A 15,611-nucleotide genomic window follows, 5' to 3' on the forward strand; every position below is an offset into this window, starting at 1 on the left:
CATCGGGCGGTGGTGAGAGCCAGTTGACACGACCGACACGGAAGAGACCCGGACGGGAAATCCCGCCTGGCGACGCTTCCGTACATGACCGATGGCGACCGCGTTGAGACGCACTGTCCGTACTGCGCGCTGCAGTGCGGCATGACGCTGCGTACCGACGATGATCTTATCTCGGTCGAGCCGCGCGACTTCCCCACCAACCGGGGCGGGCTCTGCCAGAAGGGCTGGACCGCCGCCGAACTGCTGGACCATCCCGAGCGGCTGCTGACCCCCCTGGTGCGCCGGGACGGCGAGCTGACGCCGGCCACCTGGGACGAGGCGCTCACGCTGGTCGCCGACCGGATCGAGGACATCCGGCAGCGGTACGACGAGAACGCCGTGGCCGTGTTCGGCGGCGGTGGGCTGACCAACGAGAAGTCGTACGCGCTCGGCAAGTTCGCCCGCGTCGCGCTGCGCACCCGCAACATCGACTACAACGGCCGGTTCTGCATGTCGTCCGCGGCCGCGGCCGGCATCCGCGCGTTCGGCATCGACCGCGGCCTGCCGTTCCCGCTCTCCGACGTGGGTGAGGCGGACACGCTGCTGCTGGTCGGCGCGAACGTGGCCGAGACGATGCCGCCGTTCGGCCGCTGGCTGGCCGACCAGAAGGCGCGCGGCGGCACGCTGATCGTGGTGGACCCGCGCGCCACGCCGACCGCGAAGCAGGCCACGCTGCACCTGCAGCCGACGCCCGGCACCGACCTGGCGATCGCGAACGCGCTGCTGCACGTCGCGCTCACCGAGGGCCTGCTGGACAAGGACTACCTGGCGGAGCGCACCACCGGCTTCGACGACGTGCGCCGGACCGTGGCGAACTACTGGCCGGCCCGGGTGGAGCGGCTGACCGGCGTACCCGTGGCGGATCTGGAGGCGGCCGCCCGGGCACTGGCCGGCGGCGAGCGCGTGATCATCCTGACCGCGCGCGGCGCCGAGCAGCACGCGAAGGGCGTGGACACGGTCTCCGCGTTCATCAACCTGGCGCTCGCGCTCGGGCTGCCCGGCCGGCCCGGTTCCGGCTACGGCTGCCTGACCGGGCAGGGCAACGGGCAGGGCGGCCGCGAGCACGGGCAGAAGGCGGACCAGCTCCCCGGCTACCGAAAGATCGACGACCCGGCCGCCCGGCAGCACGTGGCGGGCGTGTGGGGAATCGACCCGGACAGCCTGCCCGGACCCGGCGTCTCCGCCTACGAGCTGCTCGACTCGCTCGGCACCGACGCCGGGCCCAAGGCGATGCTGCTGTTCGGCTCGAACCCGGTGGTCTCCGCGCCGCGCGCCGGCCGGGTCACCGAGCGGATCAAGAGCCTGGAGTTCCTGGTCGTCGCGGACTTCCTGCTCTCCGAGACGGCCGCGCTCGCGGACGTGGTGCTGCCCACCGCGATGTGGGCCGAGGAGGACGGCACCATGACGAACCTGGAGGGCCGGGTGCTGCGCCGGCACGCGATCCGCCGCCCGCCCGGCCAGGCCCGCACCGACCTGCAGATCCTGCACGCGCTCGCGGAACGGCTGGGCGTCGACCGGGGCTTCCCGGAGGACCCGGCCGAGGTCTTCGGTGAGCTGCGCCGGGCCAGCGCGGGCGGCGTCGCGGACTACGCGGGCGTCACCTGGGAGCGGATCGACGCGAACGACGGCGTCTTCTGGCCGTGCCCGGACACCGACGGGCCGGACACGCCGCGGATGTTCACGGAGCGCTTCGGCACACCGGACGGACGGGCCCGGATGGTCGCGGTCGAGCACCGGGCCGCGGCCGAGGAGCCGTGCGCCGACTACCCGCTCTACCTGACCACCGGGCGGGTGCTGGCGCAGTACCAGTCCGGCACGCAGACCCGGCGGGTCGGCGCGCTGCGCAGAGCCGCGCCGCACGCGTTCGTCGAGCTGCACCCGGACCTGGCCGGGCGCCTCGGCGTCACGGACGGGGAGTCGCTGACCGTCACCTCGCGACGCGGCGAGGTCACGGCACCGGCCCGGCTCAGCGACGCGATCCGGGCGGACACGGTGTTCATGCCGTTCCACTGGGCCGGTGCGGGCCGGGCGAACTCGCTCACCAACGACGCGCTCGACCCGACCTCCCGCATGCCGGAGTTCAAGGTCTGCGCGGTCCGCGTGGAAAGGGCCGAACAACCGTGAAGGTCACCATCATCGGGTACGGCATGGCCGGCTCCCGCCTCGCCGCGGAACTGCGGGCGCGCCAGGCGGACGTGAAGGTCACCGTGCTGGGCGCGGAACCGCATCGCGCCTACAACCGGATCATGCTGTCGAACCTGCTGGCCGGCAAGGTCGGCGAGGCGGACGTGGAGATCACCGAGGCGGCCGGGCACGGCGTGGACGTGCGACCCGGCGCCACGGTCGTGTCGATCGACCGGGACGCCCGGACGGTCACCACCGCGTGCGGCGAGATCCACCCCTACGACCACCTGGTGCTGGCCACCGGCGGCGAGGCGATCATCCCGGACGTGCCGGGCCTGGCCGGGGACCTGCCGGAGCGGGTGGCGGTGTTCCGGACGCTGGACGACTGCCGGCGCATCCTGGCCGTGGCCGAGACCGCGCGCACCGCGATCGTGCTCGGCGGTGGGCTGCTCGGGCTGGAGGCGGCGCGCGGGTTGACCGCGCGCGGGCTGTCCGTGCGCGTGGTGCACGCGGTGGACCGGCTGATGAACCGGCAGATCGACACCGGGGCGAGCGGCGTGCTGACCCGTACCCTCGCGGGTCTGGGCATCGCGTGTGATCTCGGCGCGGAGACCGCGCGCGTGGCGAGCGGCCCGGACGGCGTGCGGCTGACCATGGCCGACGGCCGGGTCCTCGCCGCGGACCTGCTGGTGCTGGCGTGCGGGGTGCGGGCCGAGACCGGCCTGGCGCGCGCGGCCGGGCTGGCGGTGCGGCGCGGCGTGCTGGTCGACGACGCGATGCGCACCTCCGACCCGGGCGTGTCCGCGATCGGTGACTGCGCGGAACACGACGGCGTCACCGGCGGGCTGGTCGCGCCGGCCTGGGAGCAGGCGCGGGTGGTCGCGGCGCGGCTGACCGGCGAGGACCCGGACGCGGTCTACCGGCCGCCGGCCGTGGTGACCCGGCTCAAGGCGGCCGGCATCGACCTGGCCGCGATGGGTGCGCTGACCGGGCCGGAGGAGCTCACGTTCGCGGACCCGGCACGCGGCACGTACGCGCGGCTGGTCATCGACGGGGACCGGCTGGCCGGCGCGATCATGCTGGGCGACAACCCGGCGATCGGCACCGTCATCCAACTGTTCGACCGCGGCACGCCGGTGCCGAGCGACCGCCGGGCGCTGCTGCTCGGCCGCGCGCTCGGTGCCGCGCCGGTCACGGTGGCCGAGTCGCCGGCGCTGATGCCGGACGCGGCCACGGTCTGTCAGTGCAACAACGTCAGCAAGGGCGCGATCGTGCGCTGCTGGCGGTCCGGCGCCCGCTCGGTCGGCGACGTGGTCGCCGCGACGCGCGCCACCACCGGCTGCGGGACCTGCAGGGACGCGGTCTGCGGCATCGTCGATTGGCTGTCCGCCGTGGACAGCCCTGCCTCGGAGGTTCTGGCATGAAGCGGCTAGTGATCATCGGCAACGGGATGGTCGGGCAGCGGCTCGTCGAGGCGGTGCGGGCCCGGGACACCGCGGCCGAGTGGTCGGTCACGGTGCTGGCCGAGGAGAGCCGGCCCGCGTACGACCGGGTGAAGCTGTCCGCGTTCTTCGACGGTTCCTCCGCGGCGGATCTGAACCTGCACACGCCGGACGACGGGGTCGAGCTCCGGCTGGGCGAACCGGCGCTCGCGGTGGACACGACGGCCAGGGTGGTGACCACGGCCGCCGGGACCTACGCGTACGACGCGTTGGTCTTCGCGACCGGTTCGTACCCGTTCGTCCCGCCGGTCGAGGGCAAGGACCTGCCCGGCGTGTTCGTCTACCGCACGCTGGACGACCTGGAGGCGATCCGGGCCTACGCGGCCGGCCGCAGCGTCGGCGCGGTGATCGGCGGCGGGCTGCTCGGGCTGGAGGCCGCGAACGCGATGCGGCTGCTCGGGCTGTCCACCCACGTGGTCGAGTTCGCGCCGCGGCTGATGCCGGTGCAGGTGGACGAGGCCGGCGGCGCCATGCTCCGGCGCTACGTCGAGGACCTGGGCGTGACCGTCCACACCGGCACCGGGACGACGGCCCTCAACGCAGGCGAGGACGGCGCGGTGGCCAGCCTCAGCCTGTCCGACGGTGCGGTGGTCAAGGCGGACATGGTGATCGTGGCGGCCGGCATCCGGCCCCGCGACGACGTGGCCCGCGCGGCCGGCCTGTCCGTCGGCGCGCGCGGTGGCATCCTGGTCGACGCCACCTGCCGGACCTCCGCGGACGACGTCTACGCGGTCGGCGAGTGCGCGGCCGTCGACGGCGTCTGCTACGGCCTGGTCGCGCCCGGTTACGCCCAGGCCGAGGTGGTCGCGGACCGGCTGCTCGGCGGCGCGGCCACGTTCCCGGGCGCGGACATGTCGACCAAGCTCAAGCTGCTCGGCGTGGACGTGGCGTCGTTCGGTGACGCGCACGGCGCCACCGAGGGCTGCCTGGACGTGACGTTCACCGACCCGGCCACCCGGGTCTACGCCAAGCTGGTGCTCTCCGACGACGCGAAGACGCTGCTCGGCGGCGTGCTGGTCGGCGACGCCACCGCGTACCCGACGCTGCGGGCCGGGGTGGGCCTGGAGCTCTCCGCTCCCCCGCTGTCGCTGCTGGCGCCGGCCGGTGCCGACGTCGACCCGGGTGCCGGGCTGGCCGCGCTGCCCGGGTCCGCGCAGGTCTGCTCGTGCAACGCGGTCACCAAGGACCAGATCGTCTCCGCCATCCACTCGGAAGGGTGCGCGGACGTACCGGCGATCAAGGCCTGTACCCGCGCCGGGACCAGCTGCGGGTCCTGCGTACCGATGCTCAAGCAGCTGCTGACCCTGGAGGGCGTGGCCCAGTCGAAGGCGCTGTGCGAGCACTTCGACCACTCGCGGCAGGAGCTGTTCGACATCGTCCGGGTGCGGAACATCCGGTCGTTCTCCGCGCTGATCTCCGAACTCGGCCGGGGCAAGGGCTGCGACATCTGCAAGCCGGCGGTGGCGTCGATCCTCGCGTCGCTCAACACCGGCTACGTGCTGGAGGGCGAGCAGGCCTCGCTGCAGGACACCAACGACCACTTCCTGGCCAACATCCAGCGCAACGGTACGTACTCGGTGGTCCCGCGCATCCCCGGCGGCGAGATCACGCCGGAGAAGCTGATCGTGATCGGCGAGGTGGCGCGCGACTTCAACCTGTACACGAAGATCACCGGCGGGCAGCGGATCGACATGTTCGGCGCGCGGGTGGAACAGCTGCCGCAGATCTGGAAGCGGCTGGTCGACGCCGGGTTCGAGAGCGGGCACGCGTACGGCAAGTCGCTGCGCACCATCAAGTCGTGCGTCGGGTCGACCTGGTGCCGGTACGGCGTGCAGGACTCGGTCGGCCTCGCGGTCGCGCTGGAGCTGCGCTACCGGGGCCTGCGGTCGCCGCACAAGCTCAAGTCCGCGGTGTCCGGATGCGCGCGCGAGTGCGCGGAGGCGCGCAGCAAGGACTTCGGCATCATCGCCACCGACAACGGCTGGAACCTCTACGTCGGCGGCAACGGCGGCTTCCGGCCCCGGCACGCGGACCTCTTCGCCACCGACCTGACCACGGAGGAACTGGTCCGGACCATCGACCGGTTCCTGATCTTCTACATCCGCAGCGCGGACCGGCTGCAGCGGACCGCGGCCTGGATCGAGTCGCTGGACGGCGGGCTCGACCACCTGCGCGACGTGATCGTCCACGACTCGCTCGGTCTGTGCGCGGAACTGGACGACGCCATGGCCCGCCACGTCACGAACTACGCGGACGAGTGGGCCGCGACGCTCGACGACCCGGACCGCCTCGCGCGCTTCGTCTCGTTCGTCAACGCGCCCGACGCCCCGGACCCGTCGATCAGTTTCACGGTCGAGCGCGGGCAGCCCGTGCCCGTCTCCGCCGACTCCGTCAACCGCCAGCCGGTGCTGCTCGGCATGCCGGCCGTCACCGAGGGGAGCCCCGCATGATCCTCGACGTTCAGCTGTTCCAGGCCGTCTGCCCGGTGGACCGCCTGGAACCGGACCGCGGCATCGCCGCACTGGTCGACGGCGTGCAGGTCGCGCTGTTCCGCACGTCGGACGACGAGATCTACGCGGTCGGCAACCAGGACCCGATCTCCGGCGCGTACGTGATGTCCCGCGGCATCGTCGGCAGCCGCGGCGACGTCCCCACCGTGGCGTCGCCGCTGCACAAGCAGGTCTACGACCTGCGCACCGGCGACTGCTTGGACGTGCCGGGCGTGAACCTGCCGGCCTATCCGGTGCGGGTGACGGACGCCTCGGTTGTCGAGGTGGCGGTGCACTGACCAAGATGGGGCGCATGGACCATGTGTTCGGCAACGTCGACGCGCCGGTGACGGTGCTGGAGTACGGCGACTACCAGTGCCCCTACTGCGCGGGCGCGGCTCCGGTCCTGCGCCGGCTCGTCGAGGAGTCGGACGGTCAGGTGCGCCTGATCTTCCGCAACTTCCCGCTCTTCGAGATCCACGAGTACGCGCTGACCGCCGCGCTCGCGGCCGAGTCGACGACCGCGGCCGGCGTCTTCTGGGACATGCACCACGTGCTGTTCAAGAAGCAGGACCGACTGGAGGACGCGTTCCTGCGCCACTACGCGGAGGCGGTCGGCTCCGACCCGGAGCTGGCCACCGGCGAGGCGGCCCAGCAGTTCGCCCCGAAGGTCCAGGACGACTACACCACCGGCGTCGCCTCCGGCATCGGCGGCACCCCCAGCCTGCTCATCAACGACATCCCGTACGAGGGCCGGATCGAACTCCCCGACCTGCGCCGCGCCACCGCCCTCACGCTCCGCCGCGCCTGAGCGTTCCGGTGGCCGGGGCGGTCGCCTCATGGTCGTGCGGTGCGAGCCGCGCGACGGACGCCGCGGCCGGCCGCGGCGCGGTGGGTTTCCGGCCGGCCGGGCCGGCCAGCGTGAGGGCCGCGAGCAGGGCCGGGGCCAGCAGGAACGCGCCGCAGCAGAGCAGCGCGAGACCGGACAGCACGGTGGCGAGGACGGCGGTGCGGTGTTCGCGGCCGGCCGGGAGCAGGCGCGCGGCAGCGGCGGCACCCACGAACGTGACCGCGGCCAGGCAGGCGGCGGTGACGCGCAGCAGAAAATCAAGATCGAAATGCAGCAGCACGACGGGTACGGCGCAGACCGCGCTCATCGCGGCGAGCAGGCCGAGGCTGCGCAGCGGGACCGCGCCGGGCTCGCCGCCGCGGGCGAACCAGCGGGGCAGCACGCCGTCCCGGGCCAGGGCCGCGCCGAGGCGGGCCGCACCGGCCAGGTAGGTGTTGATGCCGCCGAAGCTGAGCAGCAGCGCGGCCACGGCCAGGATCGGGCGCGCGGCCGGGCCGATGCCGGTCTCCAGCAGCGCGCCGAGCGCGCCGGGCTGGGCGGCGCGCGGGCCGAGCACGCCGACGGTCACCACGGCCAGCGCGAGGTAGAGCACGCCGACGATCGCCAGCGCGCCCTGCGTGGAACGGAGCAGCACGCGGCGGCCGTCCCGGTCGGTGGCACCCGCGGCGAAGTCGGCGGACAGGTGGCTGGCCGCCTCCCAGCCGACGAACGCGAAGAGCAGCACACCGATCGCCGCGGCCACGCCGCCGAGGCCGTGCGGCGCGAACGGTGTGAAGTGCGCGGCCTGCACCTGACCACCGGCCGTGACGATCGCGGTGCCGAGCAGGCCGACCAGCAGCGTCAGCAGCCACATCTGCACCCGCCCGGAGGTGCGCAGGCCGGCCGCGTTGACCGCGAACGCGGCCGCCATCAGCAGGACGGCGACGACCAGCGCGACGCCCCGGCCGAGCCCGAGCGCGGCGGTGGCCGCCTCCGCGCCGACCAGCGCCCCGGCGAACGTCCCGAGCGGGATGACGCCGTAGAACCAGACCCCCACCACCGCGGCGGTACGGTCGCCGAACGCGCGCCGGGCGAACGCGGCCACGCCGCCGCCGTCCGGGTAGCGCACACCCAGCACCGCGAACGTGATCGCCACCGGCGCGCTGAGCAGCAGCAGCGCCGCCCACGCGAGGACCGACGCCGGGCCGGCCACCGCGGCGCCGAGCTGCGGCAGCACCAGCACCCCCGGCCCGAGTACGCCGCCGAGCAGAATAGCCGTCCCGTACCGAATGTTGAGCCGTTTCATGCCGCCGAAGCTAGGCACTTCGACCGGCCGAACGGCCCCGCACCGAACGTTCGGCCGATTTTGCCTGCCATAGTCACGGCATGGACGAACTAGATTCGGCGTTGATCCGCCTCCTCCAGTCGGATGCGCGGTTGTCCAACCGCGAGCTCGCCCGCCGCCTCGGCATCGCACCCTCGACCTGTCTGGAGCGGGTGCGCGCGCTGACCCGGCGCGGCGTGATCCGCGGCTATCACGCGGACATCGACCCGATCGCGCTCGGCCGCGGCGTGCAGGCGATGGTCTCCGTCCAGGTCCGCCCGCTGAACCGCGACGTGATCAACGCCTTCAAGGCCGCCGCCAGCGAGATGACCGAGGTGCTCAGCGTCTTCGTGCTGGCCGGCGGCGACGACTTCCTGCTGCACGTCGCCGTCCCGACCCTCGACCACCTGCACGCGTTCCTGCTCGACCGGCTGAGCAAACGCCGCGAGATCACCGACTTCCGCACCTCGATGATCTTCCAGCAGATGCAGAACCAGACCCCCGAGCCGCTGGCCTCGCCGTGATCGCCGGTGTCCGCCCGGCCGGTTCCGCCCGGTGACGCCCACCCCGGTGCCGGCGGACGGCGGGAAGGGTGGACCGCACCACGCCGGAACCGGCAGGGAGGAGCGCCGGCGACGACCGGTGCCCGCGGGAGCGAGCCCGGCTCGAGCCGCCGGAAGCGGGAAAGCAATGGCTTATCGCTCGGTGCTCTTCTCCCCCGGCTCGCATCGCCCGGCCGCGTCCTCGGGATCGAGCGTCGCCACGGTCGAGGCCAGGTCCGGCGACGTCGTCGACGGCAGGGTGTCACGCACGTCCGCCGGGAAGCCGAAACCGGTCGGCCCCGGCCGGTTCGGCGGCACCGGGGCGATCCACGGCAGCGGCGGCAGCGGCGGCGGCCCGTCGCTGGACGGTGAGCAGAGCGGCGCCCGTTCGCCCATCCACCGGATGACCCAGGCACCCACCACGGCCGCGATGAACGACCCGGCCAGGATGCCGATCTTCGCCTGGTCGCGCAGCTGCTCGTCCTCGAACGCGAGTTCCGCGATGAACAGCGAGATGGTGAACCCCATCCCGGCCAGCAGCGAGCCGCCGAGCAGGTGGCTGTAGCGGACCCGGCCGGGCAGCACGCCGAGGCCGGTGCGGAGCGCGATCCAGGAGGCGCCGAAGATGCCGACCGTGTTGCCGGCCACCAGCGCGATCACGATGCCGATGGTCAGCGGTGACGACACCGCGTCCCGCACCACGTCGCCGGTCAGGTGGACGCCCGCGTTGGCCAGGCCGAACGCGGGCACGACCAGGTACGCCGACCAGGGGTGCAGCCGTCGTTCCATCCGTTCGCTGGCGCTGACGGTCGCGGAGGCCTGCAGGATCGCCTGCTGCACGCGTTCCGCGCTCTGCGACTCCATCAGCGCGCGGCCGTACAGCGGGATGCGCCGGATCTGTTCCTGGGGCGCGGGCTTCGCCGAGATGGAGAGGCCGATCAGCACGCCGGCCAGCGTGGGGTGCACGCCCGACTCGTAGACCGCTATCCACATCGCGATGGTGAGCACCACGTACGGCGCCAGCCGCCACACGCCGAGCCAGCGCAGCAGCAGCACCACGCCGAGCAGGACGGCCGCGACCACCAGCGGGCCGACCCGCACGGTGTCGGTGTAGAAGACGGCCAGCACGCCGATCGCGCCGATGTCGTCGACCACGGCGAGCGTGAGCAGGAAGACGCGGAGCTGATCGGGGCAGCGCGGGCCGAAGAGCGCGAGCACGCCGAGCACGAACGCGGTGTCGGTGGACATGACGACGCCCCACCCGTGCGCGGCCTCGCCGGACGGGTTGATGGCCAGGAAGATCGCGATCGGCAGGACCATGCCGCCGACCGCGCCGAGCGTGGGGACCAGCATGGTGCGCCGGTCGCGCAGCTCGCCGGAGACCGCCTCGCGACTGATCTCCAGGCCGAGGACGAGGAAGAAGACGGCCATCAACGCGTCGTTGATCACATGGTGCAGGTCCATCTCCAGCGCCCAGCCGCCGACGTGCAGCGAGACGTGGGTGTGCCAGAGCGCGAAGTACGACTCCCACCAGGGGGAGTTGGCCCAGACGATGGCGAGCACGGTACCGATCAGCAGAGCGGCGCCGCTGCCCGCCTCGTTGCTCAGGAACGACCTGAGTGCCGGGTTGAGCTGGGGAGTGGGGATGCGCAGTGCGGGTCCCGGGCGTGGTGGTGCGGTCACGCCGGACACCCTAGCCAGAAAACCGCGCGACCGGCCGGATCAAGATCCGGCCGGTCCGCGAGGTCACTTCTTCTTCTTGTTCTTCTTGTCCTTCTTCTTCTTGTCCTTCTTCGACTTCTTCGCCATCTGGCTCTCCCTTCGCGCGGTCGTCGGCGGCGGCCTCGGCACCTCCGATCGAGGGCCCGGCCTTTCCGCGTACGTTACTTCACCGTTACCTGCAGGGAAGCTTAGCTTCACGGTCGCTCGCCGGAGGGGCGAACTGAACCGCGAGACGGGCCGGGGCCGTATCGCCGGATAGCCGTCCCACATGCGATGTGAGACACGGACGACGGCCTCCATTCGTGGCAGAGTCGGACCCGAAGACCGGGCACACACGAGAAGAAGCGAGATCCGATGAGCGAAGAGAAGACCGGCAAGGCGCAGATCGGGGTCACCGGCCTTGCCGTCATGGGGCGTAACCTGGCGCGCAACCTCGCCCGCAACGGCTTCACGGTCGCGGTGCACAACCGCTCGCCCGAGCGCACCCGCACCCTGGTCGCGGACCACGGCGACGAGGGCACGTTCATCCCCGGCGAGACGCTGGAGGAGTTCGTCGCGTCGCTGGAGCGCCCGCGCGCCGTGATCATCATGGTCAAGGCCGGCGGCCCGACCGACGCGGTGATCGACGAGCTGGTCCCGCTGCTCGAAGAGGGCGACATCGTCATCGACTGCGGCAACGCGCACTTCGCCGACACCCGGCGTCGCGAGGAGGCGCTGCGCGCCAAGGGCCTGCACTTCGTGGGTACGGGCGTGTCCGGCGGCGAGGAGGGCGCGCTGCTCGGCCCGAGCATCATGCCCGGCGGCTCCAAGGAGTCGTACGCGAAGCTCGGCCCGATGTTCGAGGCGATCTCCGCCAAGGTGGACGGTGTGGCCTGCTGCGTGCACGTCGGCCCGGACGGCGCCGGCCACTTCGTCAAGATGGTGCACAACGGCATCGAGTACGCGGACATGCAGCTCATCGCGGAGGCGTACGACCTGCTCCGCGAGGGCCTGAACGCGACGCCGGCGGAGATCGGCGAGATCTTCGAGACGTGGAACCAGGGCGACCTGGAGTCGTTCCTGATCGAGATCACCGCGCAGGTGCTCAAGCACACCGACGCGGAGACCGGCAAGGGCTTCGTCGACATCGTGCTGGACCAGGCGGAGCAGAAGGGCACCGGCCGCTGGACCGTGCAGTCCGCGCTCGACCTGGGCGTGCCGATCACCGGCATCGCGGAGGCCACGTTCGCCCGGTCGATCTCCGGCCACGCGGACCAGCGCGCCGCGGCGGCCCGCGCGTTCGGCTCCTCCGTCGGCTCGCTCGAGGTCACCGACCGGGAGCAGTTCATCGAGGACGTGCGCGCCGCGCTCTACGCGTCGAAGGTCGTCGCGTACGCGCAGGGCTTCGACCAGGTGGTCGCCGGCTCGGAGGAGTACAACTGGGGCATCGACCCGGGCGCGATGGCCACGATCTGGCGCGGCGGCTGCATCATCCGGGCCCGCTTCCTGAACCGCATCCGGGAGGCCTACGACGCCGACCCGAAGCTGCCGTCGCTGCTGGTCGCGCCGTACTTCGCGGAGGCGGTGCAGAGCGGCGTGGAGTCGTGGCGGCGGGTCGTCGCGTCCGCGGCGCGCGCGGGCATCCCGGCACCGGCGTTCTCGTCGTCGCTGGCCTACTACGACGCGCTGCGCCGCGACCGGCTGCCGGCCGCGCTGATCCAGGGCCTGCGCGACAACTTCGGCGCGCACACGTACCGCCGGACCGACCGGGACGGGTCGTTCCACACGCAGTGGGCGGGCGACAAGTCGGAATCCCCCGCCTGACCTATGCGTGATCTCGCATAAGTGACACCGCCTTCATGTTCACCGGCGAGCCTGTGGACATGAAGGCGGTCACCTGGCACGGCCGGCGGGACGTTCGCGTGGAGACGGTCCCGGATCCGGAGATCTACTACCCGACGGACGCGATCATCCGGGTCACCTCGACCGGGATCTGCGGCTCCGATCTGCACCTCTACGAGGTGATGGGCCCGTTCATGGGCGACGGCGACATCCTCGGGCACGAGCCGATGGGCATCGTGGAGGAGGTCGGGCGGGACGTCCCGAACCTCCGCGCCGGCGACCGGGTGGTCATCCCGTTCCAGATCTCCTGCGGCGACTGCTTCATGTGCAACCAGGGCCTGCAGACGCAGTGCGAGATCACCCAGGTGCGCACGCACGGCATGGGCGCGGCGCTGTTCGGCTACACCAAGCTCTACGGCGAGATTCCCGGCGGGCAGGCCGAGCTCCTGCGCGTACCGCACGCGCACTACGGGCCGATCGTGGTCCCGCCGGACGGCCCGGACGACCGGTACGTCTACCTGTCCGACGTGCTGCCGACCGCGTGGCAGGCGGTGAACTACGCGGCCGTCCCGCCCGGCGGCACGCTGGCGATCCTGGGCCTCGGCCCGATCGGCGACATGTGCGTCCGGGTCGCGCGCCACCTCGGCGTGGGCCGGGTGATCGCGGTCGACCTGGTCCCGGAGCGGCTCGCGCGGGCCTCGGCACACGGCGCGGAGGTGCTCAACCTGGCGGACCACGACGACAAGCTCGGCGACGTGATCCGCGACATGACGGACGGCCGCGGCCCGGACTCGGTGATCGACGCGGTCGGCATGGAGGCGCACGGTGCCCCGCTCGGCAAGTTCGCGCAGCAGGCGGCCGGGCTGCTGCCGGACGCGCTCGCCGCGAAGGTGATGGCGAAAGCCGGCGTCGACCGCCTGGTCGCGCTGCACACCGCGATCGACGTGGTCCGGCGCGGCGGCACGATCTCGCTGATCGGCGTCTACGGCGGCATGGCCGACCCGATGCCGATGCTCACCATGTTCGACAAGCAGATCCAGCTGCGGATGGGCCAGGCCAACGTGAAGCGCTGGGTGCCGGAGATCCTGCCGCTGCTGACGTCTCCGGAGGACGTCCTCGGGGTGGACGAGTTCGCCACCCACCGGCTGCCGCTGGACGAGGCACCGGCCGCCTACGAGAACTTCCAGCGTAAGACCGACGGCACCATCAAGGTGCTGTTGAAGCCCTGATCAACGGCATCACGCGGTACGGGATCTGCGTCTTCAGCGCGATCACGCTCGCCGACCGCTCGATCGCCGGGCCGGCCACGATCCGGTCGATGACCCGCTGCAGGTCCGCGTTGGTGCGCGCCACCACGCGCAGGAACAGGTCCGCGGAGCCGGTGACGGTGTGCGCCTCCAGCACCTCCGGGATGCCGTCCAGGTGCGCCGCGACCGCGTCGTGCCCGGCGTCCTGCCGAATCTCCAGCGTCACGAACGCGGTCACCTCGAAGCCGAGCGCGGCCGGCGACACGGACGGCGCGAACGACGTGATCACGCCGCGCCGCTCCAGCCGGTCGAGCCGGGCCTGCACCGTGCCGCGGGCCACGCCGAGCCGCCGCGACGCCTCCAGCACCCCGATCCGCGGGTCCTCGTCGAAGATCCGCAGAATGCGCGCGTCCAGCTCGTCGACCACGCAATTTGTATAGCAGCTCTCGGCCTCGCTTCGACAGTCTGGCCAGGTTGTTCAGCTTTCGTTGGGACTGTTGCGTTGTCTCCCCGGGGGCGCTGCGATGGGGGCACACCCCTTTCCCCGCTCCTCGGTTGGAGGCCGCTCGTGACCAGCGCACCGCTCACCGATCAGGAACGCCAGGCCCAGCTCGACGCCGACACCCTCCGGCAGCTCGTCGGGCTCGTGGAGTACGACGCCAGCCGCGACCCGTTCCCGGTCACCGGGTGGGACGCGGTGGTCTTCGTCGTCGGCAACGCCACCCAGACCGCCCACTTCTACCAGTCCGCGTTCGGCATGGAACTCGTCGCCTACTCCGGCCCGGAGACCGGCAACCGCGACCACAAGGCGTACGTGCTGAAGTCCGGCTCCTGCCGCTTCGTGATCAAGGGTGGCGTGGCACCGGACAGCCCGCTGCTCGACCACCACCGCGCGCACGGCGACGGCGTCTCCGACATCGCACTCGAGGTCCCGGACGTGGACCGGTGCGTCGCCCAGGCCCGCTCGGCCGGCGCCACCGTGCTGGAGGAGCCGCACGACGTCACGGACTCGTTCGGCACGGTCCGGCTCGCCGCGATCGCGGCATACGGCGACACCCGCCACACGCTGGTCGACCGCTCTGCTTACACCGGCCCCTACCTGCCCGGATACGTCGCCCGCAGCTCTGCTTACGTCAAGCGCGACGGTGCGCCGAAGCGGCTGTTCCAGGCGCTGGACCACGTGGTCGGCAACGTGGAGCTGGGCCGGATGGACGAGTGGGTGAACTTCTACCGGCGAGTGATGGGCTTCGTGAACATGGCGGAGTTCATCGGCGACGACATCGCCACCGACTACTCCGCGCTGATGAGCAAGGTGGTGGCGAACGGCAACCACCGGGTCAAGTTCCCGCTCAACGAGCCGGCGGTGGCGAAGAAGAAGTCGCAGATCGACGAGTTCCTGGAGTTCTACGGCGGCCCGGGCGCACAGCACCTGGCGCTGGCCACGAACGACATCCTGCGGACCGTGGACGCGATGCGCGCCGAAGGCGTGGAGTTCCTGGTGACACCGGACTCCTACTACCAGGACCCGGAGCTGCGCGCGCGGATCGGCGAGGTCCGGGTGCCGGTCGAGGAGCTGCAGAAGCGCGGCATCCTGGTCGACCGGGACGAGGACGGCTACCTGCTGCAGATCTTCACCGCGCCGGTCGGTGACCGGCCGACCGTGTTCTTCGAGCTGATCGAGCGGCACGGATCGCTCGGCTTCGGCAAGGGCAACTTCAAGGCGCTGTTCGAGGCGATCGAGCGTGAGCAGGAGCGGCGCGGAAACCTGTGAAATCTTCGCCTTTGCCCGCCCGGGACCGTCACACCGCGTGACGTCCCGGGCGGGCGTTTCTTAGGAACGGGTTAAGTTCCGCCGGTCATCCCCAAATCCATCCGCGGGTTCGATCCGCGGCGGCGTCCGGTGCGTACTGCCGGTTGAGGCCGTGCACGGCCTCGATGCGGGCCGCCCGGCACACCCCTTCATCGCCGGGCC

12 protein-coding genes are annotated in these 15,611 nt (G+C 72.1%); 9 read left to right on the forward strand and 3 right to left on the reverse strand.

Features of this window, described 5'->3' with window-relative positions; all coding sequences use genetic code 11:
* Window positions 1–84 precede the first annotated feature (84 nt).
* The 5 genes from J2S44_RS11655 to J2S44_RS11675 are packed head-to-tail and all read left to right on the forward strand — an operon-like array spanning window position 85 to window position 6,965.
* Window positions 85–2,163, forward strand: a complete 2,079-nt coding sequence (locus J2S44_RS11655; RefSeq protein WP_374727833.1) for a molybdopterin oxidoreductase family protein — start codon at window positions 85–87, stop codon at window positions 2,161–2,163.
* Window positions 2,160–3,587 (forward strand): FAD-dependent oxidoreductase, encoded by a 1,428-nt coding sequence (locus J2S44_RS11660; protein WP_310411941.1) that lies wholly within the window; start codon window positions 2,160–2,162, stop codon window positions 3,585–3,587. The genes J2S44_RS11655 and J2S44_RS11660 overlap by 4 nt, the downstream gene beginning before the upstream one ends.
* Window positions 3,584–6,115, forward strand: a complete 2,532-nt coding sequence (gene nirB, locus J2S44_RS11665; protein WP_310411944.1) for a nitrite reductase large subunit NirB — start codon at window positions 3,584–3,586, stop codon at window positions 6,113–6,115. Before J2S44_RS11660 ends, nirB begins: the two co-directional genes overlap by 4 nt.
* Entirely contained in the window at window positions 6,112–6,453 is a 342-nt protein-coding gene (nirD, locus tag J2S44_RS11670; protein ID WP_310411948.1) for a nitrite reductase small subunit NirD, read from the forward strand. The genes nirB and nirD overlap by 4 nt, the downstream gene beginning before the upstream one ends.
* 14 nt (window positions 6,454–6,467) lie before the next feature.
* Window positions 6,468–6,965, forward strand: a complete 498-nt coding sequence (locus J2S44_RS11675) for a DsbA family protein (protein WP_310411951.1) — start codon at window positions 6,468–6,470, stop codon at window positions 6,963–6,965.
* Here the strand turns inward: J2S44_RS11675 and J2S44_RS11680 are convergent.
* A complete protein-coding gene (locus J2S44_RS11680) occupies window positions 6,946–8,289 on the reverse strand; it encodes an APC family permease (RefSeq protein WP_310411954.1) in 1,344 nt (447 codons plus the stop codon). The genes J2S44_RS11675 and J2S44_RS11680 overlap by 20 nt on opposite strands.
* An 80-nt stretch (window positions 8,290–8,369) precedes the next feature.
* On the opposite strand from J2S44_RS11680, the gene J2S44_RS11685 reads away from it, so the two are divergent.
* On the forward strand, window positions 8,370–8,831 hold the full coding sequence (locus J2S44_RS11685; protein WP_310411956.1) for an Lrp/AsnC family transcriptional regulator: 462 nt from the start codon (window positions 8,370–8,372) through the stop codon (window positions 8,829–8,831).
* A 171-nt stretch (window positions 8,832–9,002) separates the two neighbouring features.
* Here J2S44_RS11685 and nhaA read toward each other — a convergent pair whose 3' ends face one another.
* Window positions 9,003–10,532 carry a Na+/H+ antiporter NhaA gene (gene nhaA, locus J2S44_RS11690; RefSeq protein ID WP_310411960.1) on the reverse strand — a complete coding sequence of 510 codons (1,530 nt, stop codon included), beginning with the start codon at window positions 10,530–10,532 and terminating at the stop codon, window positions 9,003–9,005.
* A 393-nt stretch (window positions 10,533–10,925) separates the two neighbouring features.
* Between nhaA and gnd the strand changes: the two genes are divergently transcribed.
* Window positions 10,926–12,374 carry an NADP-dependent phosphogluconate dehydrogenase gene (gene gnd / locus J2S44_RS11695; protein ID WP_310411963.1) on the forward strand — a complete coding sequence of 483 codons (1,449 nt, stop codon included), beginning with the start codon at window positions 10,926–10,928 and terminating at the stop codon, window positions 12,372–12,374.
* A 59-nt stretch (window positions 12,375–12,433) separates the two neighbouring features.
* The gene (locus J2S44_RS11700) at window positions 12,434–13,621 is read left to right on the forward strand and encodes a zinc-dependent alcohol dehydrogenase (RefSeq protein ID WP_310411966.1); all 1,188 of its coding nucleotides are present in this window, start codon (window positions 12,434–12,436) and stop codon (window positions 13,619–13,621) included.
* Here J2S44_RS11700 and J2S44_RS11705 read toward each other — a convergent pair.
* The gene (locus J2S44_RS11705; protein ID WP_310411969.1) at window positions 13,599–14,066 is read right to left on the reverse strand and encodes an Lrp/AsnC family transcriptional regulator; all 468 of its coding nucleotides are present in this window, start codon (window positions 14,064–14,066) and stop codon (window positions 13,599–13,601) included. The genes J2S44_RS11700 and J2S44_RS11705 overlap by 23 nt on opposite strands.
* A 141-nt stretch (window positions 14,067–14,207) precedes the next feature.
* Here J2S44_RS11705 and hppD point away from each other — a divergent pair, with 141 nt between their 5' ends.
* On the forward strand, window positions 14,208–15,410 hold the full coding sequence (gene hppD / locus J2S44_RS11710) for a 4-hydroxyphenylpyruvate dioxygenase (protein ID WP_310411973.1): 1,203 nt from the start codon (window positions 14,208–14,210) through the stop codon (window positions 15,408–15,410).
* The last annotated feature ends 201 nt before the right edge of the window (window positions 15,411–15,611 follow it).

The organism is Catenuloplanes niger (assembly GCF_031458255.1).
GTDB classification, from domain to species: Bacteria; Actinomycetota; Actinomycetes; order Mycobacteriales; family Micromonosporaceae; genus Catenuloplanes; species Catenuloplanes niger.

Excerpts from the sequence above, each read along its gene's own strand:
- J2S44_RS11655 (WP_374727833.1), top strand. The coding sequence starts at position 85 with ATGACCGATGGCGACCGCGTTGAGACGCACTGTCCGTACTGCGCGCTG.
- nirB (WP_310411944.1), top strand. The coding sequence starts at position 3,584 with ATGAAGCGGCTAGTGATCATCGGCAACGGGATGGTCGGGCAGCGGCTC.
- nirD (WP_310411948.1), top strand. The coding sequence starts at position 6,112 with ATGATCCTCGACGTTCAGCTGTTCCAGGCCGTCTGCCCGGTGGACCGC.
- J2S44_RS11675 (WP_310411951.1), top strand. The coding sequence starts at position 6,468 with ATGGACCATGTGTTCGGCAACGTCGACGCGCCGGTGACGGTGCTGGAG.
- J2S44_RS11680 (WP_310411954.1), bottom strand. The coding sequence starts at position 8,289 with ATGAAACGGCTCAACATTCGGTACGGGACGGCTATTCTGCTCGGCGGC.
- J2S44_RS11685 (WP_310411956.1), top strand. The coding sequence starts at position 8,370 with ATGGACGAACTAGATTCGGCGTTGATCCGCCTCCTCCAGTCGGATGCG.
- gnd (WP_310411963.1), top strand. The coding sequence starts at position 10,926 with ATGAGCGAAGAGAAGACCGGCAAGGCGCAGATCGGGGTCACCGGCCTT.
- J2S44_RS11700 (WP_310411966.1), top strand. The coding sequence starts at position 12,434 with ATGAAGGCGGTCACCTGGCACGGCCGGCGGGACGTTCGCGTGGAGACG.